Source organism: Sandaracinus amylolyticus (genome assembly GCF_000737325.1).
GTDB classification, from domain to species: Bacteria; Myxococcota_A; Polyangia; order Polyangiales; family Sandaracinaceae; genus Sandaracinus; species Sandaracinus amylolyticus.
The window spans coordinates 7661795-7688714 of sequence record NZ_CP011125.1; the positions used below are offsets into that span (position 1 = coordinate 7661795).

The following is a 26920-nucleotide window of genomic DNA, read 5'->3' on the forward strand; positions in this document are numbered from 1 at the left end:
CGCTTCTGTCTCTGGTCGGCCGCCGTCAGAGGCAGCCGCGCTCGCGACCATCCATGGGCACGTCGTCCCCGAGGCCCGAGCAGAGGAAGACCACGATCTGCTTCTCTCCGGGCGCGCCCGCCACCACTTCGCTGCGCCCGTCGCCGCGCACCGCGGCGACCGCGGCGCCGAGCTGCATGCCCTGCGTCTGCGAGGAGTGGTGGAGCGCGACGCTGCGGATGCCCAGCATGCCGAGCGCGCCGCTCTGCCCCGCGAGCACGAAGACCGCGCCGCCGCCGGCGCGACCGTCCGGGCTGGCGGCGGGCGCGCCCGCGATCAGATCGTTCGTGCCGTCGCCGTCGACGTCGCCGATCGCCAGCGCGGCGCCGAGGCCGATGCGCTCGTCGTCGCCGCACGCGACGTCGTCGGTGCCGACGTCCTGGCAGGTGATCGAGGACGCGATCTCGGGCTGCGTCGCGTCGCCCGCGCAGCTCGCGCTCGCGGGGAGCGCGGCGCCGGCGATGACGTCGATGCGCTGCGCCATCGCGTCGACGCTGGTGCCGATCGCGACGTCCGCGACGTCGTCGCCGTCGAGATCGCCGATCGCGAGCGCGCTGCCGTAGCCGCCGGGGCCTTCGAGGCAGCCGCGGATCGTCACGGTGGTGACCGCGGCGTCGTCGATGTCGATCGTGCCGATCACGACGCGATCGGTGTCGCCCTCGAGGTCGGCGCGCGTCGCGAAGAGCACCGAGCGATCGTCGAGCGGCGCGACCGCGAGCTGCGCGCCCACGTGCGCGGCGGCGGGGAGCATCGCGCCCGAGAGATCGATGCGCACCGGCGCGCCGCCGCCGATCGGGAGGCGGTAGATCGCGCCCTCGCCGCTGCTCGCGTCGGGCGCGCCGAAGAGCGCGGCGCCGACGCGGTGCTGCACGCGCGCGATGCCCGCCGCGGAGGCGCCGAACGCCTCGCCGCTCGGCCCGGCGATCGTCTGGGTGAGCGTCAGATCCTCGCAGCGGATCTGCACGCTGCCGCTCGAGAGCGAAGGCGCGGCGATGCAGCCGTGCAGCGTGCGCCCGTCGCCGAGCGTCCACGCGGGGAACGCGGCGAGCGACGCGCCGTGGCCCTCGGCGCAGTCGCCGTCGTCGCAGCCCTGGAAGAGCAGCGAGCCCTCGAAGCGCGGCGTCGCGTCGTCGGGCAATCCGTCGTAGCCGCCGAACACGTAGAACGCCGAGCCGCCGAGCGCTCCCACGCCGCCGCTGACCGCGTAGCGCGACACGCCGCTGCCCGCGACGTCCGCCTCGTAGCCGACGACGACGCGCCCGAAGTCGCCGGCGACGCCGCCACCGGGGCCGTCGATGACGAGCACCGGCGCGTCGTTGCGCACGCCGTCCCAGACCGTCGGATCACACGCGCCGAGCACCAGCGCGATCCCGAGCATCGTCACGGCGCGCATCAGAAACGACCTCCCGCGGCCGCACCGATCGTGCCGGTGCGCGGATCGACCATCGGTGCGAGCGCCCAGTCGCGCGCCTCGAGCACCGTTCCTTCGGAGGGCGGCAGCGGATCGTAGAGCAGGTAGTAGAGCCCCACCGCGCCGACGATCAGCGCGAGGCCGAACGCGGTGTCGGCGCCGATCGTGTAGTAGAGGCCGTGATCGAGGCGCTCGTCGTTCGTCGCGAGCGTGCCTGCGTCGCGCTCGCGCTCGAGCGTGGCGCGCAGGTCCTCGGCGACGAACGCGAGCGCGACGCCGCCGCCCGCGAGCAGCACCGCGAACGTCGACGCGACCCACGCGCCGCCGCGACCGACGTCGGGGCGCAGCCGCACGCGCACCGGCGTGAGCTGACCGCGCGCGACGGCGATGCGCTGCTCGAACGCCTTCATCCCGTCGGACTCGACGCGGAGCACGTGCTCGCCCGCCGGCACCTGGCCCTCGAAGGGCACGGTGCCGACGAGCTCGCCGTCGACGCGCACCCGCGCGCCGCGCACGTTGCCGATCACGCGCACGCGACCGAACGCGACGCGCTGCAGCTCGACGCGCACCTCGCGCTCTTCACCGACGCCGACCTCGACGTCCTGCTCGACCGTCTCGTAGCCCGCGCGCTCGATCCACACGTGGTGCGCGCCGACCGGCACCGGGCCCTCGAAGGGCGTGCGGCCGCGAGGGCCGGCCTCGCGATCGTCGACGAAGACCTGCGCGCCCGGCACGTCGCTGACGACGCGCAGATAGCCGAGGAACTCGCCCTGGCTGAGGTTGACGATGACGACGTAGACCTTGCCGGGCTCGACCGTGACGTCCTGCTCCGCGACGTTGAAGTCGGGGTGCTCGATGCGGACGTGGTAGCGGCCCTGATCGAGCGTGTACGAGAAGGGCGAGGAGCCGCGCGCGACCTCACGTCCCTCCTGCGTGATCGAGATGGTCGCGCCCTCGGGGTCGGTGCGCACCGAGACGAGCGACTTGAAGTCCTCGGGAAGCGCGGCGGGCGGCGGCGCGGCCTCGACGGCGGGCGCGGCGGTCTCGGCGGGCGGCGTGCCCTCGGCGGGCGGGGCGCCTTCTTCGGTCGGAGGCGGAGCCGCCTCGGCGGCAGCGCGACGACGCTCGAGCTCGGCGGTCAGGCGCGCGACGCGCTGCTCGACGGCGTCGCGATCCGACGCCGAGGGATCGCGCTGCAGGTAGCTGCGGAAGTAGTCGAGCGCGCGAGAGAGGTCGCCCGCGTTCTCGTACGCGACGGCCGCGTTGTAGAGGAACGCGCTGAAGGGCTCGGCCTCGTAGGCGGCCTCGAACTCGGCGGCGGCCTCCCCGAAGCGTCCCTGGAGGTAATAGGCCTGGCCCTGCTCCATGTGCGCGCGGGCCGTCTCGATCGACGACCGCTCCTGCGCGCGCGCCGCGGGCACCCAGCCCGCGCTCGTCCCGAGCACCACGACAGCGAACCCCAAGATCCAGCGCATCCACCCTCCGAGCGAAGCGCCCCGATCCTACACCCCTTCTCCGGCGCGGAACGAAACTGGACGCGGCGTGGCCGTCTCGGGTACCTGCGATCCCATGCGCGTCGCGGCGTCGCTGGGGATCCTGCTGCTCGTCGGGTGTGGGAGCGCACCTCCGCCCGCACCGGCGCACGCGGAGCAGGAGGCGATCGCGGGCGCGCCGCGCGCGATGCCGGAAGCGGGCGCGAGCGTGATCCGGCGCGCGATGCTCGACGAGGTGCTCGAGGCCGGGCTCGGGCAGTTCCTCCAGCGCATCGGCACGGAGCCCGATCTGCGCGACGGGCGCTTCGTCGGGTTCCGGGTGGTCGAGCTGCGCGACGAGGCGCTCTTCGCGGGCCTCGACCTCGCGCCGGGCGACACGATCGTGCAGGTGAACGGCCAGGGCATCGAGCGCCCCGAGCACGCCTACACGGTGTGGACCGGGCTGCGCGTCGCGAGCGAGCTCACGATCGTGGTGCTGCGCGGCGAGGAGCGCCGCGAGCTGCGCTTCCCGATCGTCGACTGACGCCGCCGCGGCGCGCTACGCCGCCTGCGCCGGCAGTCGCGGCGCCACGCTCGGCGCGCCCGCGTCGAGCCCCGCGACGCGCCGGAACGCCCAGTCCGTCAGCCAGCGCGGCAGCAGCGCGAGCATCACCGGGCCGAGCGCGTTGTAGAACGGCGCGACGTACCGGGCGCGCGGCCATCGCGACATCGCCGCGTGCTCGATCGCCCGCGCGACCGACTCGGGACCGACCGCGAGCGGCCCGATCGCCTCGTCGGCCTTCCCCGCCACCGCCATCGCGCGCGCGTACGGCGATCCCTCCGCCTCGTACTTGCGCAGCAGGCCCATCGTCGTCGCGGTGAACTCCGTCTTGATGTACCCGGGCTCGATCACCGACACCCGGATCCCGAACTGACGCAGCTCCATCCGCAGCGCGTCGCTGAGCGCCTCCACCGCGTACTTCGTCGCGTGATAGACGCCGCCCAGCGGGAACACCATGCGCCCGCCGACGCTGCTCACGTTGATCACGCGCCCCGCGCCGCGCGCGCGCATCTGCGGCACGAACGCGCGCGTCACCGCGAGCAGGCCGAACACGTTGGTGTCGAACTGCGCGCGCACGTCCGCGTCGGACAGCATCTCGACCGGCCCGAAGAGCCCGTAGCCCGCGTTGTTCACGAGCACGTCGACGCCGTGCCCGTCGGTCGTGCGATCGATCGCGTCCTTCGCGCTCCGGATCGACTCGGCGCTCGTCACGTCGAGCGCGACCGTCTCGATCCCGAGCGCGCGCAGCTCGGCCATCGCCTTCTCGTTGCGCCCCGTCGCGATCACGCGGTGACCGCGCGCGTGCAGGTGCAGCGCGGTGTGTTTGCCGATGCCCGCGGTACCGCCGGTGATCAGGACGACCTTCTTCGCAGCCATGTTCGCCTCCAGGGATGAACGTTCATTCCGCATTCGGGACAAAAAAAGGGACGATCCTCAGCGTCGGATCGCCTCCCAGCAGCACTGCTCGGCCTGCGCCACGACCGCAGGGCTCAGCTCGAGGCGTCCCTCCGACCACGCGCGCAGCAGGCCGTCGAACACGCCCCACACGATCGCCACCAGCAGCGCCGGAGGCAGATCGCGCATCGCGAGCTGGGCGATCGACGCGCGGAACGCCGCCTCGACGAGCGCGTTGCCGTGCTCCTCGAGGGCGCGGCTCTCGGCGTCGAGATACGCGGCGTGGTGATGGAGCTCGAGGAAGCGCACCGAGATCGCGTTGCCCTTCATGAACGCGATCGCGCGCTCGAAGAGCACGTGGAACTGCTCGCGCGGCGGCTGATCGAACGGGAATCCGTCGGCGAGCGCCGCGGTCATCCGCTGCTTCTCGCGGCGGTAGAGCGCGTTGACCAGGTGCTCCTTGCTCTCGAAGTACCGGTAGATCGTGCCCGCGCCGACCTTCGCGCGCTCCGCGACGAGCGGCACCGCGGTCCCGTGGAAGCCGCGCTCCGCGAAGAGCTCGAGCGCGGCGTCGAGGATGACGTCGCGCTTGCCGGTGTCGGGGTCGCTGCGAGGCGGGGTCATGCGACGGAACGTTCATTCCGTACGCGACGGGGCTCGAGCGGTCAAGCGACGGCGCGCGCGCCTCAGTCGGGGTCGCGCCGGAGGCGCTTCACGATCGCGAGCACGTCGGCGGCGACCTCTTCGACGTCGCGATCGGCGATGACGAACTCGATGCGCTCGCCCGGGAAGTGCTCGGCGAAGCGCCGGTAGAACGCGGCGAGCTGGGTCTGCAGCTCGTAGTCGTCGAAGAGCTCGCGGCTCGCACCGCGCGCCGCGCGCCGACGCGCCGCGACCTCGTCGGGCACGTCGAGCACGATCGTGAGGTCGGGCCGCCGCGCGTGGCGGTTGATCTCCTTCACCCACGCGACGGTCTCGGCCTCGCCGCCGCCGGTGATCGACTGGTACGCGACCGACGAGTGGTAGTAGCGGTCGCTGATCACGGTGACGCCGTCCATCAGGTTCGGCGTGATCGACGACTCGATGTGGTCCATCCGGTCGGCGGCGAAGAGCAGCGCCATCGTCGTCCACGAGGGAGGCCGCGGCCCCGTCATGCCCGGGACCACGATGCGCCCGGTGAGGATCTGCCGGATCTGCACGCCGATCGGGCCGTCGCTCGGCTCACGCGTGGTGTGCACCGGCAAGCCGCGCTCGCGCAGCGCGTCGGCGAGTCGCTTCGTGTGCGTCGTCGTGCCTGCGCCGTCGACGCCTTCGAGGACGATGAAGAGCCCCTCGATCATGCGGCGGACCCTATCACGGCGGGACGCGAGGCGATCAGAGCGGCGCGTGCTCCGCGCACGCACGACGCCCGATGAGCGACACGATCGGCGCGACCGCGGGCGTGAAGTCCTCCTGGCAGATCGACTGCACGGTCCCGCGGCCCCGCCCGACGCCCGCGACCGCGCGCACCAGACGCCGCGGCGGGAACGCGATCCCGGTGGGCCCGTTGCACGAGGGCACCAGCCGCGTCGGCATCTCGGGATCGACGCGCTCCTCCATCTCGGGGCGCGCGAGGATGCGCTCGTAGTCGTCGAGCGAGGGCAGCGGGACCGCGGCGTCCGCGGGGATGCCCGCGATCACGGCGAGCGCGAAGAGATCGGGGCGATCGGCGCGCAGCGCGAGGAGCCCACCGACGTAGCGCTCGACCGGATGGAGCGCCTCCGGGTACGCGAAGCAGCGCAGGTTGAGATCGGTCACGTAGCGCGGCGACGAGGTGTCGAAGAGCTCCACGTCGCGCACCGAGCAGTCCTCCTCGTCGGTGAGGACGATCACCGCGAGCAGCGATCCGTCGCGCAGGAAGCCCGCGTTCGCGCCGTCGGCGTGCCCCGACGTGCCCGCGACGAACGTGGGCGGGACGTAGTCCGGCGCGGTGTACGGCTGCGGCGTCGACGGCGAGAGCGCCTTGAGCGCGGCCTCGAGCGGCTGCTCGAAGCCGCACCCGCCGGTGCCGACGCGCGCGACGCACGCGACGTCGTTCGCGAACGCCGCGGGGTCGTCCCCTGCGCCGAACTCGAGGATCGGCGGGTACGTCGCGCTGCATCCGTCGGCGGACGCGACCTCGCGGAGCACGCCATCGTCGCCGAAATTCGCTTCGTCGTCGCAGCTCGGGATCGTGTAGCCCCCGACGCCGAGATCGGGCGTGATCACACCGACGTGCAGGTCGGTGATCGCGGGCCAGTCGGGCTGCGAGTCGCCGTCGCGATCGGGCGGGTCGACGAGCTCGCCGATCAGCCGCGGGAGCTGGGCGACGAGGCTGTCCTGCTCCTCCGCCATCGAGCTCGAGGAGTCGACGACGATCAGGAGATCGACCGGCGTCGACCCCGTGCACATGCCGCTGGGCTCGCGCCATCCGCCGTCGCGCAGGCCTGCATCGATCGCCGCGCCTGCATCGGGACGCGAGACGGCCGCGTCACGCCACAGCGGATCGCTGAGCGTCACGTCGCGATAGCACCCGCCGATCGCCAGCGCGGCGAGCGCGATCGCGATCGCGCGGGAGCTCACCGCGCGCCTCCTCCCGGACACGTGACCGACGGGTCTCCACCGAGCCGACACACCGCGGCGCGCGCGAGCTGCGCGTGGGGGCCGTGCGGTGCCTCCTGGAGATAGCGCACGTAGGTCGCGCGCGCGGCGTCGCGATCGCGCAGCGCACCCTCCTGCGCGCGCGCGAGCGCGAAGATCGCGTTCGCACCCTCGGCGCGGCCGCGTCCCAGCGTCGCCGCGCGCTCGAACGCGTCGGCGGCCTCGCGCGCCTCGCCGGTCGCGAGGAGCGAGTCGCCGATCATCGCCTGGGCTTCGGTGCGGATGTCGATCGGCGCCGCACGATCGCGCACGAGCTCCGCGAGCATCGCGCGAGCCCGCGGGTGATCGCGCAGGTCTTCGAGGACGTGACGCGCGGCGGCGAGCCGCTGTCGCGGCGAGACCGGGATCACGTCGGGCGGCTGCACCACGGCGCTCGGGGCCTCGTCGGCGACGACCTCGGGCGCCTCCGGCTGCGCGGGCGGCACGCTCGTCGGGATCGGCGCGCTCGTCGTCGTCACGCGTCGCGTGATCGGCCCCGGCTCGGCGGTCTCGAGCGGCGCGGGCTCGATCGGCGCGACCACCGGCTCGATGGTCTCGAGCGCGGGCTCGCGCGCCGCCGCGGGCTCGCGCGCCGCCGCCGCCGCCTGCGCGCTCTCGATCTCGACGCTCTCGCCCGCGTGCACGAGCACCGCGCTCTCCGACGCGCTGCGCGGCACCACACGCACCGTGCCCTCGCGCACCGCGACGCGCGTCGCGCCGCCCGTGAGCCGCACCGAGAACACCGTGCCGACCACCTCGACGCGCGCGCTCGGCGTCTCGATGCTCAGCCGCTCGCGCCCGCGCTCGCGCGGATGGAACGCGACGTCCACCCCGCCGCGCGTCAGCTCCACGCGCACGTCGCGCACGTCGAGCGAGCCGAAGCGCATCGCGCTGCCGCCCTCGAGATCCAGCTCCACGCCGCCGAGGCGCACCTCGGCGCGCTCTCCCGGACCGACCTCGAGCGCTCCGCCCACGTCGAGCGTCCCGCTCGCCGTGCCCATCTCGAAGCGCGCCACCGGGCGCTCCTCACCGAGCAGCGCCGGGCGCACGATCACCGCGAGCCCGACCACCGCCGCCACCGCGAGCGCGCCGCCCGCCGCAGCCCACGCACGCCCACCGCGGGGCTCGCGCGCCGCGTCCGCCTCGCGCGCGCGCTCGCCGCGCGACACCGCGTCGACCAGCCGCCGTTCCATTCGCGCACGCCGCAGCTCGTCGAGCGTCGGCGGCGACGTTCGGAGCGCTTCCACGGCTCGCGCGCTCGCATCACGTCGCGTCATGATCGTCTCCTCCACCGCCCGGAAGCGAATTCGTCTCGGCGCCGATCGACGCGAGCGCCGCATCGAGCCGCTTCCGGCCCGCGACCAGGCGGGCGTGCAGCGTCGAGATGCCGGTGCCGGTCATGGCGCTCACCTCGGCGAGCGTGTGCCCCTCGACCTCGTGCAGCACGAACACCGTGCGCTGGTCCGGGGTGAGCTTCGCGAGGGCCCACTCGGCGAGCGACTTCGAGTCGTGGGTGTCGTCGGGACGCCCCGCGGCGCGCCCCAGGCCGACCCACTCGGTCACGCGCTGCCAGCGCGAGCGGCGCCAGCGATCGCGCGCCTGATCGAGCGCGCGACGGGTCGCGATGCCGATGATCCACGTCGAGAGCTTCGAGCGTCCGTCGAAGCGATCGGCGCCGTCGAGCGCGGCCAGGAAGGTCTGCTGGACGACGTCCTCCACGTCGGGATCGCTCGAGCCGAGGATCCGCGCGACGGTGCGGAACACGCGGTCCACGTGGTCGCGGTAGAGCCGCCGGACCGCCGCGTCGTCGCCCGCGGCTGCGCGGGTCAGCAGCGCCCGTTCTTCCTGGTCCACCGGAGAGCGCGACTCCGCGCGCCCAGCGTCGGCTCCGCCCCCGTCGATGACGCGCATCGCCACGTCCCGTCTCACGGCAGCGCCCTCTCGAGCGGCTCCAGAGCGCTCTCGCGCGTGCTCGTGGTCACGTCCATCACGCCGGGGGGTCGTCCTCGACAGCCGAGAATTCCAAGCGCCGACGGAACGGGCGCGCTCCGCATCGTCGCACGGATCACGGTCGCAGCCTCACGCCGATCACGCCCCACACCGTCACCACGTCCTCGAGGAAGATCACCTCTCCTTCGCGCACGAAGCGCGCGGGATTGCTGACGAAATCGATGCCCGGCTCGAGCACGATCTCGAACGGCGCCGCGAAGATCCACGCGAGCTCGAGCGTGCCGCGCAGACCGAACGCGGTCACGGTCTGGGACGCGTCGGTCGCCTCGATCCACGCGTTTCCGAAGCGCGTCAGCACGCCGAACGTGAGCCCGGGCACGAAGTCGCCCCACCTCCAGGGGCGCACCTGGAAGCGCATGCCGACGCTGATCGGCCGGTACTGGACGATCTCGCCCAGCGACGTCGAGCGCTCCTCGGGGATCAGCGGGAGATCGCCCTCGAGCACCAGACAGCTCATGTCGATGCACAACCCGACGCCCACGCCCGGCCCGACCAGCGCGGTGTCGCGCGCGGTCGAGAAGCCGAGCAGGAGACGCAGGTAGATCGTGGGGCGCGCGATCGGCTCGATCCGACGACGCACGCCGAAGAGCCCGCCCTCCTGCTCGTAGTAGACGAAGCTCACGCGCTCACCGGGGCGCGCGCCCGGGCCCTCGGCGCGATCGCTCGGGGGCGGTCCCTCGAGCGCGGCGTCGCGCAGGGCCTCCACCGCGAGCGCCACCGCGCGCACCGCCGCGTCGCGCGCCGGCGGGAGATCGAGGCGGCTCTGATAGAGCAGGCCCTGCGGCCCGCCGAGCGTCACGAGCACCTCGGCGCCCTCGCGGATCAGCCCGACGTGCGCGGCGGGCACCGCCTCGGGCACGCCGGGCGGCGGCGGCTCGCCGACCGTGATCGCGACCTGCGCGCGCAAAGAGAGCATCCGCGCGACGCGCTCCGCGAGCGGCCGGAGCGGGCCCTCGGGACGCAACGTCAGCGGCGCTGCTGGATCGAGCTGCTCGGGCCGTCGTGGGGCAGCGCCCGCGGACGTCTCCTGGGCCGCGGCGAGCGAGCTCGGCGCGAGCAAGAGGAGCACGAGAGCGAAGATCCGCGCGAGGCCGCGCACCACGGTGCGAACGTACCACCGGCCGCGCGCGGTGACGGCGTTTCCGAAACGGACGCGCCCCGGGACGAAGCTCGTCCCGGGGCGCATCGCGAGCGTTCCGACCGCGAGGTCAGAACTTGTAGGTGATGCCGAGCCGCGGATAGATGCGGATGTCCAGCGCGTCCCCGATGAAGCCGCTCAGCATGCGCCGGTGATCGCTCGTCTGCGCGAGCACGCCCTCGAAGATGAACCACATGTTGAAGTTCGGGCTGAGCACGAACTCGACCGCGCCGCCGAGCCGGAAGCGCGCCATGTCCTGGCGATCGCAGTGGAGCTCGGTGCCATCGGTCACGCAGATCGCCCCGCCCTCCGCGTTGAAGTCGGCGTAGGCGCTCGAGTTGCGCGCGCTGCCCGCGTACTCGTCGCTCGTGATGTCGATGCCGAGCCACAGCGTCACCGCGGCGAGCGGCTCGAGCAGGAGCGACATCAGGCCCTCGACCGAGAAGAACGCGGTGTTCACCGGGTAGTCCCAGCGCGCCTCGCCGGGCACGCCCGGGCGGTACTCCTGGTGCAGCTCGTTCGGCAGCGGCTGGCTGCCGGGCGTGGTCGGATCGCCGTCGAACTCCGAGTAGTCGGGCGCGCCGACGCTCGAGCTCGGCCCGATGCCGCCGCCGAAGCGCGCCTGCGCGCCGAACGCGAGCTGACGCAGCACGCGACCACCGAAGCGCAGGCGACCCTCGAACTCCGTGATGCGGCCGAACGTCCGGATCCCGAAGCCCGCATCGAAGAGCTCGTGCAGGCCGATCGAGAGCCGCAGCTCCGCGAGGTACGGCCAGCCGATCGACGCGTCGATCATCGGGTGGTTCATCGCGATCGGGAGCGCCGAGTGCGTCGTGCCCTCGGCCGCCGCCTCTTCGCTCGAGTCGCGCAGCCGCGCGTCGATCGTGATCGCGCCCTCGCCGTGGCTCACCAGCATCTGCCGGCGGAACGGCTCGTAGCCCTCGGCGCTCACCTCGAACGTGTGATCGCCCACCGGCACGCGGCCCTCGTAGGGCACCTCGCCGACCTGACGGCCGTCGATCGAGAGCACCGCGACGCCCTCGATCTCCTGCTGCAGCGTCACGCGCAGCGCGACCGCGAGGGGCTGCATGTTGATCGTGCGATCACACGCGTCACCCGCGGGTGCGCCCGGCGCGGTCGAGCACGTGAAGCTGACCTCTTCGTACCCGTCGGCGCGCACCACCACCGCGTGCGTGCCCGCCTCCGGCTGGTTCACGACGAACGGCGCGGTGCGCTCCTCGCCGTCGACCGTGACGCGCGCGCCCGAGACGTTCGCGACCACGATGTTGATACGGCCCGGCGGTCCGAGCTCGCGCGCGAGCTGCGCGTCGACGGACGTCGTCTGCCCCGCCGTGACCGTGACCTCGCGGCGGAACGGCTGGTGGCCCTCTGCGATCACCTGGACGACGTAGTTGCCCGGCGCGAGCCCGTCGCGCGAGAACGTGCCGAGCGGCAGCGGCTGACCGTTGATGCGCACCTCGGCGTTCGGCGCGTCGGTGATCACCGCGATCGATCCGGTCGTCGGCGCGGTCTGCGCGCGGCGGAGCGTCGCGCTCACGGTCGCGCGCTGTCCCGCCTGCACCAGCACCTGCTGCGAGAACGGCTGGACGTCCTCGCCCTCCGGTCGGATCTCGATCTGGTGCATGCCCGCGGGCACGTCGTCGAGCACCGTCGTGGTCGCGCCTCGTGGCTGACCGTCGAGGAAGATCGGTGCCCCTTGGATGTCGGCGCTGACGAGGATCGATCCCGTCGTCGGCGCCGCACGTTCGAGCATCGCGGTGACGCGGACCACCTGCCCGCCCTGCACCTCGACCCACTGCTCGAAGTTGTTGTAGCCCTCGCGCGAGATCTCGACCTGGTGCCGGCCCGGCTGGAGGCTCTCCACGCGGATCGGGAGCGATCCGAGCGTGCCTCCGCCGACGACCTGACCGTCGATCCGCACCTGCGCGCCCCGCGCGCCCTCGTTGCCCGCGCTGACCTCGATGGTGCCGAGCGGTCGGAGGACGGCGCGGAACGTCTCGCGGCGACGACGCACCGTCACCGTGAGCCGCGCCTCCTCGAAGTTCGGCATCCGGAAGATCAGCGTGTGCGCGCCCGCGGGCACGCGAACCGCGGTGAGCGGCGTGGTGCCGAGCGGCGCGCCGTCCGGGCTGTCGAGATAGACGGTCGCGCCGGGGGGAACGGACTCGACGTTGACCGGGATGCCTCGCTGCGCCTCGGCGCGCGTCGCTGGAACTGTGAGCGAGAGGAGCGTGCCTAGCGCGGCGATCGCCACCCAGGCCAAGGAACGAAGAGTCGCTCGAGCCATTCCGCCTCCGGTTTGTGCGCGAAACTGCCGACGCCAGTCCTCCATACCCGGGAGCGCGTCCGGGAATCAAGCCGGGCGGTCGACCCGGGACAGTTGCCGCGAGAACGGATTTCCGTCGAGCGCTACGCCGCCTCGGAGTCCGCGAGCTCTCCGTCGACCTCGAGGTCGGTGCTCGGCGCGCCGTCGGCGAACAGCGGCGCGCCGCCGTCTTCCTCGCGGATCTTGCGCGGACGACCGCGCTTCTTCGGGGCGTTCGCCGCCGCCGCCTCGTCGCGCGCCGGCTCGGCGCGGCGCACCACCGACGCGAGCGCGGCGATCGCGGTCACGCGCTCGCGCAGCTCGGGCTGGTCCTCGGTGAACACCTTCGCGTACGAGAGGCCGCGCTGGGCCTTCGCGGTCAGCGTCGCGGTCCGCTCCGCCACCACCGCGCGGGCCGCCTCGAGCGCGCGCTCTGCCGCTTCGAGCGTGCGCTGGGCCTCGATCAGCTCGGCCTCCGCGGTCTCGAGGATCGCGCGATCGAGGTCGGGAAAGCGAACGTCGGTGAGTGGACCGCGGTACAAATCGAGGATCTCGCGGGCGAGAGCGGGAACGGGATCGCGGATGTCGTCGTGCACGGCCTGCCTCCGTATGCCTGAACTCGTGTTCAGGTGAACCGTGGCTTACACGACGGAGGGATCTCCGCGCAAGCTCCTGACGCGACGAATCGATCGCGAGGTGCGCGCGTCACTCCCCCGAGCGAGGCCGACGCGATCGAGCGCTGCGCGTTTCGGGTCGAGAACCGAGGCGTCGTATGCTCGCGCGCCCTTCCCCCCGAGCGGCTCCGCTCTTCGAGGATTTGCATGAGACCCACGCTTCGCGCCCTCCCGTTCGTGCTCGCGCTCTTCGCCGCCCTGTTCGCGCTTCCGGCCCACGCGCAGGTCGAGCAACCGCCGCCGGTGATCGAGCGGCTCGAGCCGACCTCGGGACCCCCGGGGACCGTGGTTCAGATGGTCGGCCGTTATTTCCGGCCCGGGCAGCAGGTGCGCCTCGCCGGGCAGCCGGTCGAGGTGCTCTCGCAGATGCCGAACCGCTGGACGCTGCGCATCCCGCAGGGCGCGCAGAGTGGGCGCATCGCGGTCGAGGTCCCCGGCGTCACCACAACGATCGGCCCCGAGTTCCGGGTGCTCGCGGCCGCGCCGCCGCCGGTGATCACGGACCTTCAGCCGCGCGTCGTCGCGCCCGGCGGCGAGGTGCGGATCCTCGGAGAGAACTTCTCGCCGCGCATCACCGAGAACCTCGTAACGCTGGGGGGCGTCGGGGTCGTGGTGCGCACGGCGACGCCGACCGAGCTCGTCGTCATCGTGCCGCCGACCGCGCAGAGCGGGCGCTTCTCGGTGCGCGTCGCGGGCTCGGGGGAGACGGTCGCGCCGTTCGATCTCCAGATCGGCGTGCCCCTGGCGATCACCGGGTTCTCGCCCGCGGTGGGCGCGCCGGGGACGCAGGTCACGGTCAGCGGCACGGGCTTCCAGAGCTCGCCGCGCGGGCAGCAGGTCTTCATCGGCAACACCGCGGTTCGCGTCGTCAGCGCGTCGCCGACCGCGCTCGTCATCGAGGTGCCGCCGTCCGCGACGAGCGGCGTGATCATGGTCGACGTGCGGCGCACCGGTCGCGCGTACTCCGCGACGCCGTTCGTGGTGCAGGCCGCGCCGGTGGTCGCGTCGTTCGATCCGCCCGCGGGGCCGCCGGGCTCGATGGTGCGGGTCCGCGGCGCCAATTTCGGCACCGACGTTCGCGTCGTGCAGGTGATCTTCGGCAACGTGCTCGGCGTCGTGCGCGGGCTGTCGCCGCAGGAGATCGTCGTCGAGGTGCCGCAGGGCGCGGGCACCGGGCCGATCTCGGTGATCATCAACGGCGTCGGCCCGGTGCGCTCGAGCGGCGTGTTCAGCGTGCTCAGCGCGCCGGCGATCGCAGATTTCCAGCCGCGCAGCGGCGGCGTGGGCACCGAGGTTGTGATCACCGGCAGCGGTTTCAGCCCGGTCGCGGCGCAGAATCGCGTCTCGATCTCGGGCGTCGCGGCCCAGGTGATCGCCGCCGCGCCGACCCAGCTCCGGGTGCGCATGCCGGCCGCGTCGAGCGGGCCGATCCAGATCGACGTGCAGAACGCGGGCACCGCGCGCTCGAGCCAGCCCTTCGTCGTCACCACGCCGCCCTTCATCGCGCGCTTCGAGCCGGCGCAGGGCCTCCCGGGCAGCGTCGTGACCATCCACGGTGCGAGCTTCGGTAACAACGCCGCGCTCGTGGAGGCGACGATCGGCGATCGCCGCATGCAGCTGCGCTCGGTGACCGATCAGCGCATCGAGGCCGTCATCCCCGCGGGCGCCACCAGCGGGCAGCTGCGCGTGACGGTGCGCCTCCAGGGCAGCGCCGTGAGCCAGCAGGTGTTCGACGTGCTCGGCGCGTTCGCGGTCACCGGCGTCGAGCCGGCGAACGCGTACCCGGGGCAGTGGCTGACGATCCGCGGCAGCGGGTTCACGGCGACGGGCATGGAGGTGCGCTTCGCGGGCGTGTCGACGCCGGTGCCCTACACGTTCGTGACCGCCTCGGAGATTCGCGTCGTGGTGCCGACGGGCGCTTCGAGCGGCGCGCTCGCCGTGCGCACCGCCGACGGTCGCGAGGCGAGCCCGCGCGTCGACGTCACGCCGCCCCCGGGCGGCATGGCGATCACCTCGGTCGAGAGCCGCGGCTGCGTCCGCCAGGGATGCACCGTGATCGTGCGCGGGCACGGCTTCGGCGCGCGCCCCAACGATCAGTGGGTGACGTTCGGCGGGCAGCGCGTGCGCGTGCGCCGCGCTTCGCCGGTCGAGCTCGAGCTGAACGTGCACCGGCGCATGATGGGCACCGCGACGTTCCGCGTTCAGACGCGCTCGGGGCAGAGCGCGGAGAGCACGCCGTTCACGCTGCAGTGAGCTCTCGGGGTCACGCGGCGGCGGCGATCACCGCCGCGTGCTCCTCGCGCATCAACCACGTGCCGAATGGGAATGGGACGTCGCGCCGGCCGCGACGCCAGGCTTCGCGCGCGTCTCGATAGGCCGTGCGGAATGCGCGGATGCGCTCCGCGGACTCGCGCCACGCGTCGTGGTTGCCGCGCCCGACCGCGAAGGTGGGGCTCGCCTCGCGAATCGGCTCTCGCGAGGTCGCGCGGCGGAACGGCGAGAGCTTGGCGCAGCGGTCGGCGCCGAGGAACGTGCCGCCGATCTCGCGGGCGCGTGCGCGCGCGGCCGACTCGAGCGCTGCGACCTCGTGAGCGACGAGCTCGCGGAAGCGGGCGTCGGTGACGTCGAGCTGGCGGGCGGCGCCGGGCATCTCGAGGTGCAGCTCGATGAACGGCGGCCACTTGTCGTCGTCGTGCCCGAAGTACTCGGTGGGACGTTCGATGCGCCACGTCGCGCTGCCGAGCTCTTCCGGGCGCGTCTTGACCCCGGGCCAGTCCTTCGCGCGCGGGACGAGGCACGCGGCAACCGGGTTGGCGATCGCGTACGCGATCTTCTCGACGACGGCGTTGGGCGTGCGCAGCTCGACGACGCTCGTCGGCTCGTGGTCCCACACGGAGCCGTCCCAGCGACGGAGGACCTTCGTCGCCAGCGCGACGTGGCGGTGCAGGTAGTGGAGGAGCTCGGGGAGGCGGCCGAGCGGGTCGGACACCACGAGGTGCTCGTGCGTGCTCATCAGCACGGCGGCGTGGACTCGGACGCCGACGCGCATCGCCGCGACCGCGAGTGTGTAGAGGAAGATGCGGTTCATCCTCGGGTCGGGCGCGAAGAGGTGATGGCGGCGCACGACGCGGCGCGTGACGAGGTAGACGGCGCCGGGCTCGATGAGGCGAGGTTGGGTCACGGCGGCGCGGATGCGCACGTCTCGTTCCGGGCGGAGCGTGGCGAAATTGAGGGAAACCTCAACGTGGGTTGGCGGAACTGGCGGCGCCGAGCTGGCGGCCGCCATGGCCGCTCGGTCGACGCCCAACAAGCCCCGAGAGCTCAACCCTAAGTGCCCCCGAACGTCACCCAGGTTGAGCCCGTCGGCCGCTCACTCCCCGAGCCAAGCCGCGCGCTCGCCGCGCATCACCAGACGCCGCAGCAGCTCCCGCGGCGTCTTCGCCTCGCGCACCAGCTTCGCGATCCCCTCCTCGTCGCGCCCCCGCTCCACCCGCTTTCCGTGCACGTCCTTCGCGAGCCGATGCGCCTGCTCCGCCAGCGTCGCCAGCCCCTCGCGCCCCAGCTTCGTCACCGGGATCGGCCGCGCGCGCAGCAGCCTCCGCCGCAGCATCGCCACGTCCTCCATCGGCAGCAGCGTCGACTGCCCCTCGATCTCGTCGAGCAGCCCCGCTGCTTCCTCGCGCAGCGCGCCCAGCGTGTCGGGCGTCACCGCGAGCACCACGCACGCCCTCGGCAGCGCGCCGCCGCAGTAGAACCCGAGCGAGCGCAGCGCCGTCCTCCGCTCCGCGCGCGAAACGCCTGCGCGATACAGGTTCTCCGCCTCGTCGAGGATCAACACCGGTCCCTCGCAGCCCTCCAGCCGCGCCAGCAGATCGAGCCACAGGAGCAGCCGCCCGTACGCGTCCTTCCGGTACGACGGATTGCCCGGCTTGCTCTCCAGATCCACGGCGCCGAGCGTCTCCATCACCGCCGCGTCGTCGAGCTCGCCCGCCTCTGCGCCCCGCAGGCACCGCTCCGCCGCACGCGCCGCGTCGCCGTCGCCCTGCGCGATCGTATCCAGCGACGCCCGCAGCCGCTTCCGGATCGCCGGGGTGCGCAGCCAGCCCTCGAGCCGATCGATCGGCGTCGCGCGCCGCCGCAGCGGCAGGGCCGCGTTCTCGATCAGCCGCCGCAGATGGCGCTGCGGGTTGCCGAGATCCTCGTCGAGCCGCTCCACCGCCAGTCGCAGCACCGGGCGCTGATCCGCGAGCGCCCGCGCCTCCATGTGCAGCAGGTGGTGCGTCTTGCCCGCGCCGTACTCGCCGACCAGCACCGCGAACACCGAACCGTCGTTCGACGCGTGCGCGAAAAGCTGCTCGATCCGCGCATCGACCTCGTCCATCCCCACGGTCAGCTCGGCGATCGCGTCGAGCGGCGGAAGCCCCTGCGCCACCCGCACCAGCGCGCGCATCGCGCCCGCGCGCTTGCCCTCGATCGCGCGCACGCTCGGCGGCTCGCGATCGATCTCGACCTGCGGCTCGAGCGAGACCCAGCTCTGGTGCGGCACCGGCAGCCCCGGCGGCAGCACCGGGACGACGCGCGACGCGAGCGCCGGATGCTCCGTGAGCGAGTGGGCGCGGCGATCGAGCGCGCCGCTGCCCACCACCAGGATCTCGGTCGCGACGGTGCCGCGCCCTCCGTCGGCGTTGTCGACGAGCTCCCGCAGCACCGTGTACGCGACGTCGCGCCGACCTCCGCTCAGCTCCACCAGCGCGTCGGCGTCGCGCAGCACGATGCGGGTTCCGCGCGCGCCGAGCACGCGCACCAGGCGCGTCAGCTGCGCGAGCGCGCGCTTCGCGGTGCGTGCCGCGAGCGGTCGCATCGCAACGTCGGTCGGCATTTCCTTGCCGCCGAGCCACGCGTGGAGCCGCCGGGCCTCGGTGCGCCCCGTCGCCGCCGCGATGTACTGCGACGCGAGCACGCGCAGCTCGCCCGCGAGCGCCTCTTCCTCGGCCAGCGCCTCGAAGCGCTCCTCGGCGTGCTTCTTGTGCTTGGCCACGAACGCGTCGAGCGCGACCACGAGCCCGTGCCGCCGCCCCGGATCGGTCCCCGGCACCCGCAGCGACGACGCGAGCGCGCCCACGACGACGTCGAGATCGTGCAGCCCCCCATCCGCGAGCGAGCACGTCGCGATCGCGAAGCCGCGCTCGAGCGCATCGGCGGCGAGCGCGTCGAGCGCGGGCTCGGGCGCGACGTCACCGGAGAGGATCGCGACCGTCGAGAGCCCCGCGGCCGCGACGTCCTCGAGCGTCTGGGCGCGCGACGCGACGAGATGCGCGAGCCAGCGATCGTCCATGTGCGGGAGCGTCGTCGTCGTGTGACGGTGACGTCAACCCTCGCGCGGGCGAGATGCGCTCGTTCCGCCGCGCGACCGTCGGAGTCAACGTCGGTGGGTCGCGGCTTCCAGCAGCATGCGGCGGCGCGCGTCGCTGCAGGGGCCGAGCAGCTTGTAGCTGCCCCACACGACGAGCGCCGAGAAGATCGCCGCGCCGAACGAGAACGGCAGCGCGATCAGCGTCGTCCAGTCGATCACCCAGGACTGCGAGTAGTAGTCCCACCGCTGGAAGAGATGCTCGAGGCCGCCGTCGAGCATCGAGAGCGCGGTGATGATCGCGAACCCGAGGCACGCGATCGTCGCGAGCACGCCGCCGGCGCGCAGGTAGGCAGCGAGGATCGACTTGCCGCTCCACCCGAGCTTCACGCCGCGCACGCTGCGATCGTTCGAGTCGTCGGTGACCAGCATGCTGCTGATCGGAACGAGCGGGATGAACCAGATGTGCACGAACTGCGTGGCGACGTAGCCCTCGGGCATCTCGTCGACCCGTCCATACATCCGCGTGCCGTAGACGATCATCGCTCCCTCCGCCGCCGTGGATACGGAGCGAGCGTATCGCGATCTTCCCGTCGCTCCGCGTGAGCCGCCCGCCCTCTCGAGGTGCACCCGTGACGCGAGGACGCGTGCGCACGCATCGGATCGCTGCCGTCATCATCGTCGCGAGCGTGAGCGCCTGCGGCGCCGAGAGCAGGACCGCGGACGCGGGCCGAGAGCGAAGGTGGGTCGCCGACTGCATCGAGGTCGGGGACGAGACGAACTACCGGCCCGTCTGCCGCGACGGCGACGTGATCGCCGTGTTGTGCGAGAGCGATGGCGGCGCCCTCGTCGTGTGCGAGAGCACCGGCACGTCGGCGGTGGAGCGCGGCCTCGAGGTCGTGCTCCCGCGCTGCCCGTCGCGCCCGGTCTGCACCGAACAATCGGCGTCGGGGCCACGGCTCGATGCGCCGGTTTGCGTCGACGGGTCGGAGCCGTCGTGTGAGCTCTAGGCCGATCGAGCCTCGAGGGTCGACGGAACGGGATGCGATCCCGCTTCGTCGGGGGTAGCTACCCCCGACCACCGGGATGCGATCCCGCTCGCGGCACCCTCGAGGGTCGGCCGAACGGCACGCGTGTCGATCGCTCGGGGGTAGCTACCCCCAACCATCGGCATGCGATCCCGTTCGGGTCACCCGTTCGGGTGAGCGAGACGGGATGCGATCCCGTTTCGCCCACCCGTTTGGGTGCTCCAGCCCCCACTCAGGTCGCGGCCGGATCCGCCGGGGGCGCGACCGACGTTGCCGCCGGGCGCGGCGTGGACTCCCACTCGCGCACCGGGCGCAGCAGCCGATCGGCGCGCTCGGCCGTCGCCGGGCGGTCGCGGCGCACCGTGCTCACGACCGCGACCACGTACTCGCGGATCGCGTCGAGCACGCCGTCGAGCGCCTCGCGCACCTTCGTGTCGTTCGCGACCGGCGCCGACGCGGTGATGCCCAGCACCTCGCCATAACGCGCGTGCGCCGCGAGCAGACGATCGAGGAACAGGCCGCCGCCGAGCGCGCGCACCAGCTCCTCGTTGCGCCGGGCGCGCAGCGCGTCGACGCGCAGCTGCGAGGCCGTCCACTCCGCGTGGTACTTGAACGTGAGGAACCCGAGCCCTTCGCCGAACAGGAACCGATGGAGCTCGGCGATCTCGCTCGCGCGCGGCGCGTCGTCACCGAGCCCGTGGAACGCGCCGAGCCAGTCGCGCACCAGGCCCCACGCGTGATCGAGCGCGCGATCGGCCACGACCGCGGCCTGGAGATCGACGCCCGGCCCGGCGCGTCGGCTGACGAGCTGGGCCGAGAGCAGACCGCGCGACGCGTCGAGCGCCTCGACGTGCTCGGAGAGCACGGCCGGCGCGCGCGCGGCGCGGGCCTCGGTCGTGAGCTGCGACGCGAGGGCGAACGCGTCCTCGGCGGTGAGCGGCGGAAGTGAGATCAGATCGCGAGCAGCGAACGAGCGCGTCATCGGAGCCCCCCTTTGCGAGACGGCGGGATGGTACTCGCGTGGTATCTCCGCGCCCATGAGCCACGAGCCGAAGGTCCACCTCGAGCGCGACGAGCACGGCGTCGTCACGCTGATCCTCGACGACGCGAAGCGCCGGAACGCGATGACGCCGGAGCTCGGCGGCGCGCTCGCCGCGCGGGTGCGCGAGCTGGTGAAGGACGAGACGGTGCGCGCCGTCGTGCTCACCGGCGCGGGCGGCGCGTTCTCGGGCGGCGGCGATCTCGCGATGCTCGAGCGGCTCCGCGCCGTGAGCGCGGCGGAGGCCGAGTCGTTCATGCTCGACTTCTACGCGCGCTACCTCTCGATCACGCAGCTCGCGGTGCCGACCCTCGCCGCGATCGAGGGTCCGGCGATCGGCGCGGGGCTCTGCGTCGCGCTCGCGTGCGATCTCTGCGTGGTCGACGAGGACGCGAAGCTCGCGCTCAACTTCGCGAAGCTCGGGCTGCACCCCGGGATGGGCGCGACGTACCTCGCGCCGCTGCGCGCCGGCGCCATGCGCGGCGCCGAGCTGCTCTACACGGGGCGCCGCTTCGATGGGCGCGAGGCGGTGCGGCTCGGGCTCGCGCTCGAGGCGGTGAAGGCGAGCGACGTGCGGGCGCGCGCGGTCGCGATCGCGCGCGAGATCGCGACCGCGGCGCCGCTCGCGATCCGCGGGCTGCACCGGGTGATGGGCATCGATCGCGGGGCGCTGATGGCCGCGCTCGCCCACGAGGCGCGCGAGCAGGCGGTGAGCTACGCGAGCGCGGATCTCGGCGAAGGGCTGCGCGCCGCGAGCGAGAAGCGCGCGGCGCGGTTCGAGGGTCGCTGACGCTTCGTCACGGCGCCGGGCGCGCGATGCGGACGTCGAGCGCATGCCCGGGGTCGGTGCCGGTCGCGCCGAGCCCTTCGACGTGCAGCGTGACGCTGACCGCGTCGGCGCCGTCGCCGCGCAGCTGCATCGCGGCGACGCGCGCCGGGACGTCGGCTCGATCGCGCAGGCAGCCGTCGACCTCGTCGCCCTGGTCGGCCGTGATCGTCACGTCGCGGTGGCCGCGCCCCGTCACTCGCACCGTCACGACCGGCGTCGCCTCGGGCCAGGTCGCGATGCAGTCGCCCGCGACGCGCGCGACCGAGACGCCGGCCTGCTCGAGGGCGGTGCGCGTGAGCGGGCGGAGCGCGCCCTCCACCTCCGAGCGCGCGACGTGGACCCCTTCGACGAACGGCGAGAGCGCGCGCTCGGCGCGCGTCGCCTCGAGCAGCGCGCGCACGTAGCGCACGTGCACCGCGAAGCCGAGCCCTCCGCCGCGGAGCAGCGTGTTCACGCCGATCAGGCGCCCGCGATCGTCGAAGAGCGGACCGCCCGACGAGCCCGGCGCGATCGGCGCCTGGGTCTGCACCATCGTCGTGCCGCTCTCGTCGCGGATCGCGCTGACGATGCCCTGGGTGAGCGTGTGGTCGAGCCCGAGCGGGCTGCCGATCGCGAACGTGGTCGCGCCGATCTGCACGTCCTCGTCGGCCGCGAGCGGCACCGCCGCGAGCCCTTCCGCGTCGATCGCGAGGAGCGCGAGGTCGTTGCTCGGATCGGTCGCGAGCACGCGCACGCGATCGAACGTGCGTCCGTCGCGCATCGTCACGCGCGCGCTCGTCGCGTCGCCCAGCACGTGATGGTTGGTCACGATCACGCCGCCGGCGCCCACCACGAAGCCGCTGCCGGTCACGGTCTGCGCGTCGAGCCCGAGGCGCCGGAGCACGTCGGCGAGCTCGTCCTCGTCGTCCACCGGACGATGCGCGTGGATCGTGACCACCGCGTCGGCGCGCCGCTCGAACAGCTCGCGCGCCGACCACGCGCGATCCTCGGCGACGGGCTCCTCGACGCGCGGCGCGTCGTCGGGCGCCGGCGCCGCGGCGATCTCGGGGAGGTGCGGTGCCTCGCGCTCGACGACCGGCGCGAGCGCGCGCATCGCGCGGCGGATCGCGGCGACCTCGTGACCGGCGAGGAACCAGTCCCCGTGCGCCGCGATCACGGCGCGCGACGCGCCCGGCGCGAGCCCGATCAGCAGCGCGAGCCACGCGACGTTCAGCGCCGCGACCGCGCCGGGCACGACGCTGCGCTTCGCCTCGCCGCCCGCGACCTTCCAGCCCACGACGACGGGCAGCACGACGCACGCGACGAGCGCCGCCGCGACCGCGGCCGCCGGCGCCACGACCGAGCCGCCCGCCAGCGCGATCACGTGCGCGCCGACGAGCACGAATGCCGCGCACCCCGCGACGATCGCGACCACCGTCGCGACCCACGAGAGCCGCGCGGCGCCTGGCTTCTCCCCCGCCATGGCTCGCCGAACGCTACCACGGCACCCGCGATTCCACGCGTTGCCGGGTGAGCGCGCGCGTCGATGATCACGTGCATGGCGCTGCACGTGGATCGCTTCATCCGCATGCCGGGCATGCGCATCATCGTGGCCGACGGCGATCGTCGCTACGCCGAGTGGATGCTCGGAAACGACGATCCCGACCGCATCGAGCGGCGCGTGCACGAGGCGGCGCGCGCGCCCGGCGCGACGCTCGAGTCGATCGTGCTCGCGGTGCCCGGCGGGGTGATCAAGCCCGGGCGTCACGACGCGGCGGAGCACGTCGAGCGCGGCCCCTGAGGCACACCACGACGCGAGGCGCAGCGCCGCGCGCGCGTGGGTCCTCGGCTTGCTCCGAACGCGCTCGATGCGGCTCGCGGCGCTCGTGATGATCGTGCTGACGTCGGCGTGTGGATCGGTCGCGCGGAGCGTCGCGACCGAGGTGCCCGAGCCGCTGATCCACGAGTCGCTGCGCACGCTCGCGCAGGAGGACACGCAGGCGCTCGCGGCGGAGGTGTTCGCGTCGCCCGAGGTGCGCAGCGCGATGCGCGAGCTCGCCGCGACGATGACCGACGGAGCGCTCGACGCGCTCGGCGAGGAAGAGCGCGCGGCGCGGATGACGGAGGCGATCGAGGCGCTCGCCGCACGCATCGTGGCGGCGGTCGCGGCGGCGATGGACCGCGAGCTCGCGCCGGTCGTGGTCTCGACGGTGGAGCGCAGCGTGGACGCGGCGACGCGCGAGCTGGTGAGCGAGCAGAGCCGCGATCGCCTGGCGGCCGGGCTCTCCGACGTGACGGATCGTGTGATCGTGTCGGCGTCGGGCACGGTGCGCGAGGAGCTGCGCGACGTCCTCACGCACCCCGAGACGCAGGAGCTGCTGCGGGCGACGGTGCGGGGCATCGCCGAGGAGTCGGTGCGCGGGACCGAGCGCGCGGTGCGCGAGGCACGGCAGGCGCGCGAGGCGGAAGGGCGCGCGCCGAGCAGCGTGGTGGCCTCGTTCGAGCGCACGGTGCGGCGCAGCGCGCAGCTGCTCGATCTGCTGGTGCTCGGCGCGGCGATCGGGCTGGTCGGGCTCGTGGTGTGGATGGCGCGGAGGTCGCGGCGCATGGCGCTGCGGGAGATGCTGGCGCGGCGGCGCGAGGTCGTGACGCTCGCGCTCCTGGCGCGGCTCGCGCAGCGCGGCGAGGACGTGCCTCCCGAGCTCCGCCGCGCGCTCGAGCGCGTGCTGCGCGAGAGCGAGCCCGCGGCGCGACCGAAGCGCTGGTGGAGGCCGGCGTTCCACCGCGATCAGCCCGCATGAGCGAGACACGGGGCCACGCTCGGCGATCGCGCACGCCACCGCTCGCGGGTGCGGGGGGTGAGCCCTATACTCGCCCGCCATTCCGCAAGGGAGGCCTGCCGTGCTCGATGAGACCCCGCGCTTCGCGCTCACGTTCGACGACGTCCTGCTGCAGCCGGGGTACTCCGACTTCCTCCCGCACGACGCGGACGTTCGCACGCGCCTCACGCGCGATCTGAAGCTGAACATCCCGATCCTCTCGAGCGCGATGGACACGGTCACCGAGTGGAAGACCGCGGTGACGATGGCGCGCAACGGCGGGCTCGGCGTGCTGCACAAGAACCTCACGCCGGAGGAGCAGGCGCGCGAGGTGCTGAAGGTGAAGCGCGCCGAGAGCGGCATGGTGCTCGACCCGGTCACGATCGAGCCCGAGCGCTCGCTGAACGACGCGTTCGACACGATGCGCCGGCACGACATCTCGGGCCTGCCGGTGGTGAAGGCGGGCAAGCTGGTCGGCATCCTTACCAGCCGCGACGTGCGCTTCGAGAAGAACCTCGCGCAGCCCGTCGAGACGCTGATGACGCGCAAGCTCGTGACGGTGCCGATCGGCGTGTCGCAGGAGCGGGCGCGCGAGCTGCTGCACGCGAACCGGATCGAGAAGCTGCTGGTGGTCGGCGACGAGGGCGAGCTCGTCGGGCTCATCACGATCAAGGACCTGCTGCAGGCGGAGCGTTATCCGGGCGCGATCAAGGACGAGCACGGGCGGCTCCGCTGCGCGGCGGCGATCGGCGTCGGCAAGGATCGCGCGGAGCGCGCGGCGGCGCTGGTCGCGGCGGGTGTGGACGTGCTGGTGATCGACACCGCGCACGGCCACAGCAAGGGCGTGATCGACGCGGTGCGGCAGACGAAGAAGGAGCACCCGCACGTGCAGCTCGTCGCGGGCAACATCGCGACTGCCGAGGCGACCGAGGCGCTGATCGAGGCGGGCGCCGACGCGATCAAGGTGGGCATCGGGCCGGGCTCGATCTGCACGACGCGCATCGTGGCCGGCGTGGGCGTGCCGCAGATCACGGCGATCAGCGACTGCGCGCGCGCGGCCGCGAAGCACGACGTGCCGGTGATCGCGGACGGCGGGATCAAGTTCAGCGGCGACGTGGTGAAGGCGATCGCGGCCGGCGCGGAGTGCATCATGGTCGGCTCGCTCTTCGCGGGCACCGACGAGACGCCCGGGCAGGTCGTGCTGTACCAGGGCCGCAGCTACAAGCAGTACCGCGGGATGGGCTCGCTCGGCGCGATGCGGAAGGGCAGCAAGGACCGCTACGCGCAGGCGGACGTGGAGGACCCGGGCAAGCTGGTGCCCGAGGGCATCGAGGGTCGCGTGCCGTACCGCGGGACGCTCTCGAGCGTGGTGTACCAGCTGGTCGGCGGTCTGCGCGCGGGCATGGGCTACACGGGGTGCCGCACGATCGGCGAGCTGCGCACGAAGGCGAAGTTCGTGCGGCAGAGCGCGCAGGGCCTGCGTGAGTCGCACGTGCACGACGTCGTGGTCACGGAGGAAGCGCCGAACTACCGCGTGTGATCGCGGGCATACTTGCCCGCATGGGGGGCAAGGTCTGCGACTCGTGCGGGCGGCCGATGAGCGCGACCGCGGTGCGGTGCCCGCACTGCGGCGCGTTCCAGGCTGCGAAGAAGAAGGACGCGCCGGCGCCGGCGGCGAAGAAGAGCGAGACGTATCGCGAGGCGGCGCGACCACCCGAGCCCGCGAAGCCGCGCCCGCCGATCCGCGACGTCACGAGCGACGAAGCGCGCGCGGTGGCGAAGGTCGCGGCGGTGAAGGACGGGATCGACGTTGAGGGCCCGGAGGACGAGCCCGGGATCGTCGAGGGGCTCTTCCTGCCGCACCCGCGCACGCACGGCGTCGGTCGATGGGCGGACATCGCGCTCACGGTGCTCGCGCTGCCGCTCGTGATGGCGTCGGCGCTCGCGCTCGCGTTCCTGAGCCTGCGCGCGGCGCGGTTCGGCGGGATGCGAGGGCGGCCCGCGAGCTTCCGGATCCTCGGCGTCTGCACGGGCGCGGGGCTGCTGCTCTCGCTCGTGTCGCGCTGGACCGTCGACACGACGCTGCTTTTCGCGATCGTGGGGGCCCAGCTCGCCGCGCTCGTGGTGCGCGGCGCGCTGCGCTCCGCCGCGAAGGCGAAGCGGCGCGCCGCGTTCGATCTCAGCCGGTGACCTCGACGCGACGCTCGGTCACGACGACGCCGTCGTGGTCGACCCACACGTGCTGGCCCGGCACGAACGTCACGCCCGCGAACGTCACCGGCTCGTTCACCACGCCCACGCCGCGCTTGTCGCTCTTGCGCGGGTGGGTGCCCAGCGCGACGACGCCGAGCTCGATCGTCGCGATGTCCGCGCTGTCGCGGATGCAGCCGTAGACGACGACGCCCGACCACCCGTTCTTCGCGCCGAGCGCCGCGAGCTGATCGCCGACCAGCGCGCGCCGCATCGAGCCTCCGCCGTCGACCACGAGCACGCGCCCCGCGCCCGGCTCCTCGAGCGCTTTGCGGACGAGCGCGTTGTCCTCGTGGAGCTTGAGCGTCGCGATCGGTCCGTCGAACACGACGCGCGCGCCGTACGAGCGGAAGATCGGATCGCACACGCGCACGAGCTCGGGATGGGCGTCGCAGAGATCGGTGGTCTTCGTCATGGCCGACGCGACTTACCCGCCGCGCCT

At 73.4% G+C, this 26920-nt stretch carries 25 protein-coding genes; 8 read left to right on the forward strand and 17 right to left on the reverse strand.

Annotation, left to right across the window (positions count from 1 at the left end):
- Window positions 1–25 precede the first annotated feature (25 nt).
- A complete protein-coding gene (locus DB32_RS32305) occupies window positions 26–1432 on the reverse strand; it encodes an integrin alpha (protein ID WP_053236501.1) in 1407 nt (468 codons plus the stop codon).
- A complete protein-coding gene (locus DB32_RS32310) occupies window positions 1432–2925 on the reverse strand; it encodes a PEGA domain-containing protein (RefSeq protein ID WP_053236502.1) in 1494 nt (497 codons plus the stop codon). The genes DB32_RS32305 and DB32_RS32310 overlap by 1 nt, the downstream gene beginning before the upstream one ends.
- Window positions 2926–2992: 67 nt before the next feature.
- Here DB32_RS32310 and DB32_RS32315 point away from each other — a divergent pair, with 67 nt between their 5' ends.
- Entirely contained in the window at window positions 2993–3466 is a 474-nt protein-coding gene (locus DB32_RS32315; RefSeq protein ID WP_157069636.1) for a hypothetical protein, read from the forward strand.
- A 15-nt stretch (window positions 3467–3481) separates the two neighbouring features.
- Here DB32_RS32315 and DB32_RS32320 read toward each other — a convergent pair whose 3' ends face one another.
- The 9 genes from DB32_RS32320 to DB32_RS32360 all read right to left on the reverse strand — a co-directional run bounded on the left by DB32_RS32320 (window position 3482) and on the right by DB32_RS32360 (window position 13106).
- Window positions 3482–4360, reverse strand: a complete 879-nt coding sequence (locus tag DB32_RS32320) for an SDR family oxidoreductase (protein WP_053236504.1) — start codon at window positions 4358–4360, stop codon at window positions 3482–3484.
- Between the two features lie 57 nt (window positions 4361–4417).
- The gene (locus DB32_RS32325) at window positions 4418–5002 is read right to left on the reverse strand and encodes a TetR/AcrR family transcriptional regulator (protein WP_053236505.1); all 585 of its coding nucleotides are present in this window, start codon (window positions 5000–5002) and stop codon (window positions 4418–4420) included.
- Window positions 5003–5064: 62 nt separating this feature from the next.
- Window positions 5065–5718, reverse strand: coding sequence for a dTMP kinase (gene tmk / locus DB32_RS32330; RefSeq protein WP_053236506.1), 654 nt, complete (start codon window positions 5716–5718; stop codon window positions 5065–5067).
- A 34-nt stretch (window positions 5719–5752) separates the two neighbouring features.
- Window positions 5753–6979: a hypothetical protein gene (locus DB32_RS32335; RefSeq protein ID WP_053236507.1), complete on the reverse strand. Its 1227-nt coding sequence runs from the start codon at window positions 6977–6979 to the stop codon at window positions 5753–5755.
- Window positions 6976–8229 (reverse strand): FecR domain-containing protein, encoded by a 1254-nt coding sequence (locus tag DB32_RS32340; protein ID WP_157069637.1) that lies wholly within the window; start codon window positions 8227–8229, stop codon window positions 6976–6978. Before DB32_RS32340 ends, DB32_RS32335 begins: the two co-directional genes overlap by 4 nt.
- Before the next feature lie 70 nt (window positions 8230–8299).
- Entirely contained in the window at window positions 8300–8965 is a 666-nt protein-coding gene (locus DB32_RS32345; RefSeq protein WP_157069638.1) for an RNA polymerase sigma factor, read from the reverse strand.
- Window positions 8966–9101: 136 nt separating this feature from the next.
- Entirely contained in the window at window positions 9102–10148 is a 1047-nt protein-coding gene (locus tag DB32_RS32350) for a hypothetical protein (protein ID WP_157069639.1), read from the reverse strand.
- A gap of 106 nt (window positions 10149–10254) precedes the next feature.
- The gene (locus DB32_RS32355; protein ID WP_169791627.1) at window positions 10255–12492 is read right to left on the reverse strand and encodes a PEGA domain-containing protein; all 2238 of its coding nucleotides are present in this window, start codon (window positions 12490–12492) and stop codon (window positions 10255–10257) included.
- Between the two features lie 122 nt (window positions 12493–12614).
- Window positions 12615–13106 (reverse strand): hypothetical protein, encoded by a 492-nt coding sequence (locus DB32_RS32360; RefSeq protein ID WP_053236512.1) that lies wholly within the window; start codon window positions 13104–13106, stop codon window positions 12615–12617.
- A 225-nt stretch (window positions 13107–13331) separates the two neighbouring features.
- Here DB32_RS32360 and DB32_RS32365 point away from each other — a divergent pair, with 225 nt between their 5' ends.
- On the forward strand, window positions 13332–15437 hold the full coding sequence (locus tag DB32_RS32365) for an IPT/TIG domain-containing protein (RefSeq protein WP_157069640.1): 2106 nt from the start codon (window positions 13332–13334) through the stop codon (window positions 15435–15437).
- Window positions 15438–15447: 10 nt separating this feature from the next.
- Here DB32_RS32365 and DB32_RS32370 read toward each other — a convergent pair whose 3' ends face one another.
- The 3 genes from DB32_RS32370 to DB32_RS32380 form a co-directional block, all read right to left on the reverse strand.
- Window positions 15448–16365, reverse strand: coding sequence for a hypothetical protein (locus DB32_RS32370; RefSeq protein ID WP_053239031.1), 918 nt, complete (start codon window positions 16363–16365; stop codon window positions 15448–15450).
- A 189-nt stretch (window positions 16366–16554) separates the two neighbouring features.
- Window positions 16555–18519 carry a BREX system ATP-binding domain-containing protein gene (locus DB32_RS32375; protein ID WP_053236514.1) on the reverse strand — a complete coding sequence of 655 codons (1965 nt, stop codon included), beginning with the start codon at window positions 18517–18519 and terminating at the stop codon, window positions 16555–16557.
- Window positions 18520–18603: 84 nt separating this feature from the next.
- On the reverse strand, window positions 18604–19077 hold the full coding sequence (locus DB32_RS32380; protein WP_053236515.1) for a hypothetical protein: 474 nt from the start codon (window positions 19075–19077) through the stop codon (window positions 18604–18606).
- A gap of 89 nt (window positions 19078–19166) precedes the next feature.
- Between DB32_RS32380 and DB32_RS32385 the strand changes: the two genes are divergently transcribed.
- Entirely contained in the window at window positions 19167–19544 is a 378-nt protein-coding gene (locus DB32_RS32385; protein ID WP_053236516.1) for a hypothetical protein, read from the forward strand.
- A 250-nt stretch (window positions 19545–19794) separates the two neighbouring features.
- Here DB32_RS32385 and DB32_RS32390 read toward each other — a convergent pair whose 3' ends face one another.
- Complete coding sequence (locus tag DB32_RS32390; RefSeq protein WP_157069641.1) at window positions 19795–20544, reverse strand: hypothetical protein; 750 nt, start codon at window positions 20542–20544, stop codon at window positions 19795–19797.
- A 55-nt stretch (window positions 20545–20599) separates the two neighbouring features.
- Between DB32_RS32390 and DB32_RS32400 the strand changes: the two genes are divergently transcribed.
- Window positions 20600–21391 carry an enoyl-CoA hydratase/isomerase family protein gene (locus tag DB32_RS32400; RefSeq protein ID WP_205627098.1) on the forward strand — a complete coding sequence of 264 codons (792 nt, stop codon included), beginning with the start codon at window positions 20600–20602 and terminating at the stop codon, window positions 21389–21391.
- Window positions 21392–21398: 7 nt separating this feature from the next.
- On the opposite strand, the gene DB32_RS32405 is transcribed toward DB32_RS32400, so the two are convergent.
- Window positions 21399–22892, reverse strand: a complete 1494-nt coding sequence (locus tag DB32_RS32405) for a trypsin-like peptidase domain-containing protein (RefSeq protein ID WP_053236519.1) — start codon at window positions 22890–22892, stop codon at window positions 21399–21401.
- Window positions 22893–22967: 75 nt separating this feature from the next.
- On the opposite strand from DB32_RS32405, the gene DB32_RS47360 reads away from it, so the two are divergent.
- The 4 genes from DB32_RS47360 (at window position 22968) to DB32_RS32425 (ending at window position 26418) form a co-directional block, all read left to right on the forward strand.
- Window positions 22968–23210 (forward strand): hypothetical protein, encoded by a 243-nt coding sequence (locus DB32_RS47360; RefSeq protein WP_157069642.1) that lies wholly within the window; start codon window positions 22968–22970, stop codon window positions 23208–23210.
- Window positions 23211–23277: 67 nt separating this feature from the next.
- Complete coding sequence (locus tag DB32_RS32415; RefSeq protein ID WP_157069643.1) at window positions 23278–24210, forward strand: hypothetical protein; 933 nt, start codon at window positions 23278–23280, stop codon at window positions 24208–24210.
- A gap of 100 nt (window positions 24211–24310) precedes the next feature.
- Window positions 24311–25768 carry an IMP dehydrogenase gene (gene guaB, locus DB32_RS32420; RefSeq protein WP_053236522.1) on the forward strand — a complete coding sequence of 486 codons (1458 nt, stop codon included), beginning with the start codon at window positions 24311–24313 and terminating at the stop codon, window positions 25766–25768.
- Between the two features lie 20 nt (window positions 25769–25788).
- Window positions 25789–26418 (forward strand): FmdB family zinc ribbon protein, encoded by a 630-nt coding sequence (locus DB32_RS32425; RefSeq protein ID WP_053236523.1) that lies wholly within the window; start codon window positions 25789–25791, stop codon window positions 26416–26418.
- Here the strand turns inward: DB32_RS32425 and rraA are convergent.
- Window positions 26408–26893: a ribonuclease E activity regulator RraA gene (gene rraA, locus DB32_RS32430; RefSeq protein WP_053236524.1), complete on the reverse strand. Its 486-nt coding sequence runs from the start codon at window positions 26891–26893 to the stop codon at window positions 26408–26410. The two genes, DB32_RS32425 and rraA, sit on opposite strands and share 11 nt — an antisense overlap.
- Window positions 26894–26920: the final 27 nt, after the last annotated feature.

Bases quoted from the DNA above. Each gene is read 5' to 3' on its own strand.
- DB32_RS32320 (WP_053236504.1), bottom strand. From the start codon at position 4,360: ATGGCTGCGAAGAAGGTCGTCCTGATCACCGGCGGTACCGCGGGCATC.
- DB32_RS32310 (WP_053236502.1), bottom strand. From the start codon at position 2,925: ATGCGCTGGATCTTGGGGTTCGCTGTCGTGGTGCTCGGGACGAGCGCG.
- DB32_RS32355 (WP_169791627.1), bottom strand. From the start codon at position 12,492: ATGGCTCGAGCGACTCTTCGTTCCTTGGCCTGGGTGGCGATCGCCGCG.
- DB32_RS47360 (WP_157069642.1), top strand. From the start codon at position 22,968: ATGGCGCTGCACGTGGATCGCTTCATCCGCATGCCGGGCATGCGCATC.
- DB32_RS32325 (WP_053236505.1), bottom strand. From the start codon at position 5,002: ATGACCCCGCCTCGCAGCGACCCCGACACCGGCAAGCGCGACGTCATC.
- DB32_RS32340 (WP_157069637.1), bottom strand. From the start codon at position 8,229: ATGGAACGGCGGCTGGTCGACGCGGTGTCGCGCGGCGAGCGCGCGCGC.
- DB32_RS32390 (WP_157069641.1), bottom strand. From the start codon at position 20,544: ATGACGCGCTCGTTCGCTGCTCGCGATCTGATCTCACTTCCGCCGCTC.
- DB32_RS32305 (WP_053236501.1), bottom strand. From the start codon at position 1,432: ATGCGCGCCGTGACGATGCTCGGGATCGCGCTGGTGCTCGGCGCGTGT.
- rraA (WP_053236524.1), bottom strand. From the start codon at position 26,893: ATGACGAAGACCACCGATCTCTGCGACGCCCATCCCGAGCTCGTGCGC.
- DB32_RS32405 (WP_053236519.1), bottom strand. From the start codon at position 22,892: ATGGCGGGGGAGAAGCCAGGCGCCGCGCGGCTCTCGTGGGTCGCGACG.
- DB32_RS32375 (WP_053236514.1), bottom strand. From the start codon at position 18,519: ATGGACGATCGCTGGCTCGCGCATCTCGTCGCGTCGCGCGCCCAGACG.
- DB32_RS32400 (WP_205627098.1), top strand. From the start codon at position 20,600: ATGAGCCACGAGCCGAAGGTCCACCTCGAGCGCGACGAGCACGGCGTC.
- tmk (WP_053236506.1), bottom strand. From the start codon at position 5,718: ATGATCGAGGGGCTCTTCATCGTCCTCGAAGGCGTCGACGGCGCAGGC.
- DB32_RS32365 (WP_157069640.1), top strand. From the start codon at position 13,332: ATGAGACCCACGCTTCGCGCCCTCCCGTTCGTGCTCGCGCTCTTCGCC.
- DB32_RS32425 (WP_053236523.1), top strand. From the start codon at position 25,789: ATGGGGGGCAAGGTCTGCGACTCGTGCGGGCGGCCGATGAGCGCGACC.
- DB32_RS32415 (WP_157069643.1), top strand. From the start codon at position 23,278: ATGCGGCTCGCGGCGCTCGTGATGATCGTGCTGACGTCGGCGTGTGGA.
- DB32_RS32380 (WP_053236515.1), bottom strand. From the start codon at position 19,077: ATGATCGTCTACGGCACGCGGATGTATGGACGGGTCGACGAGATGCCC.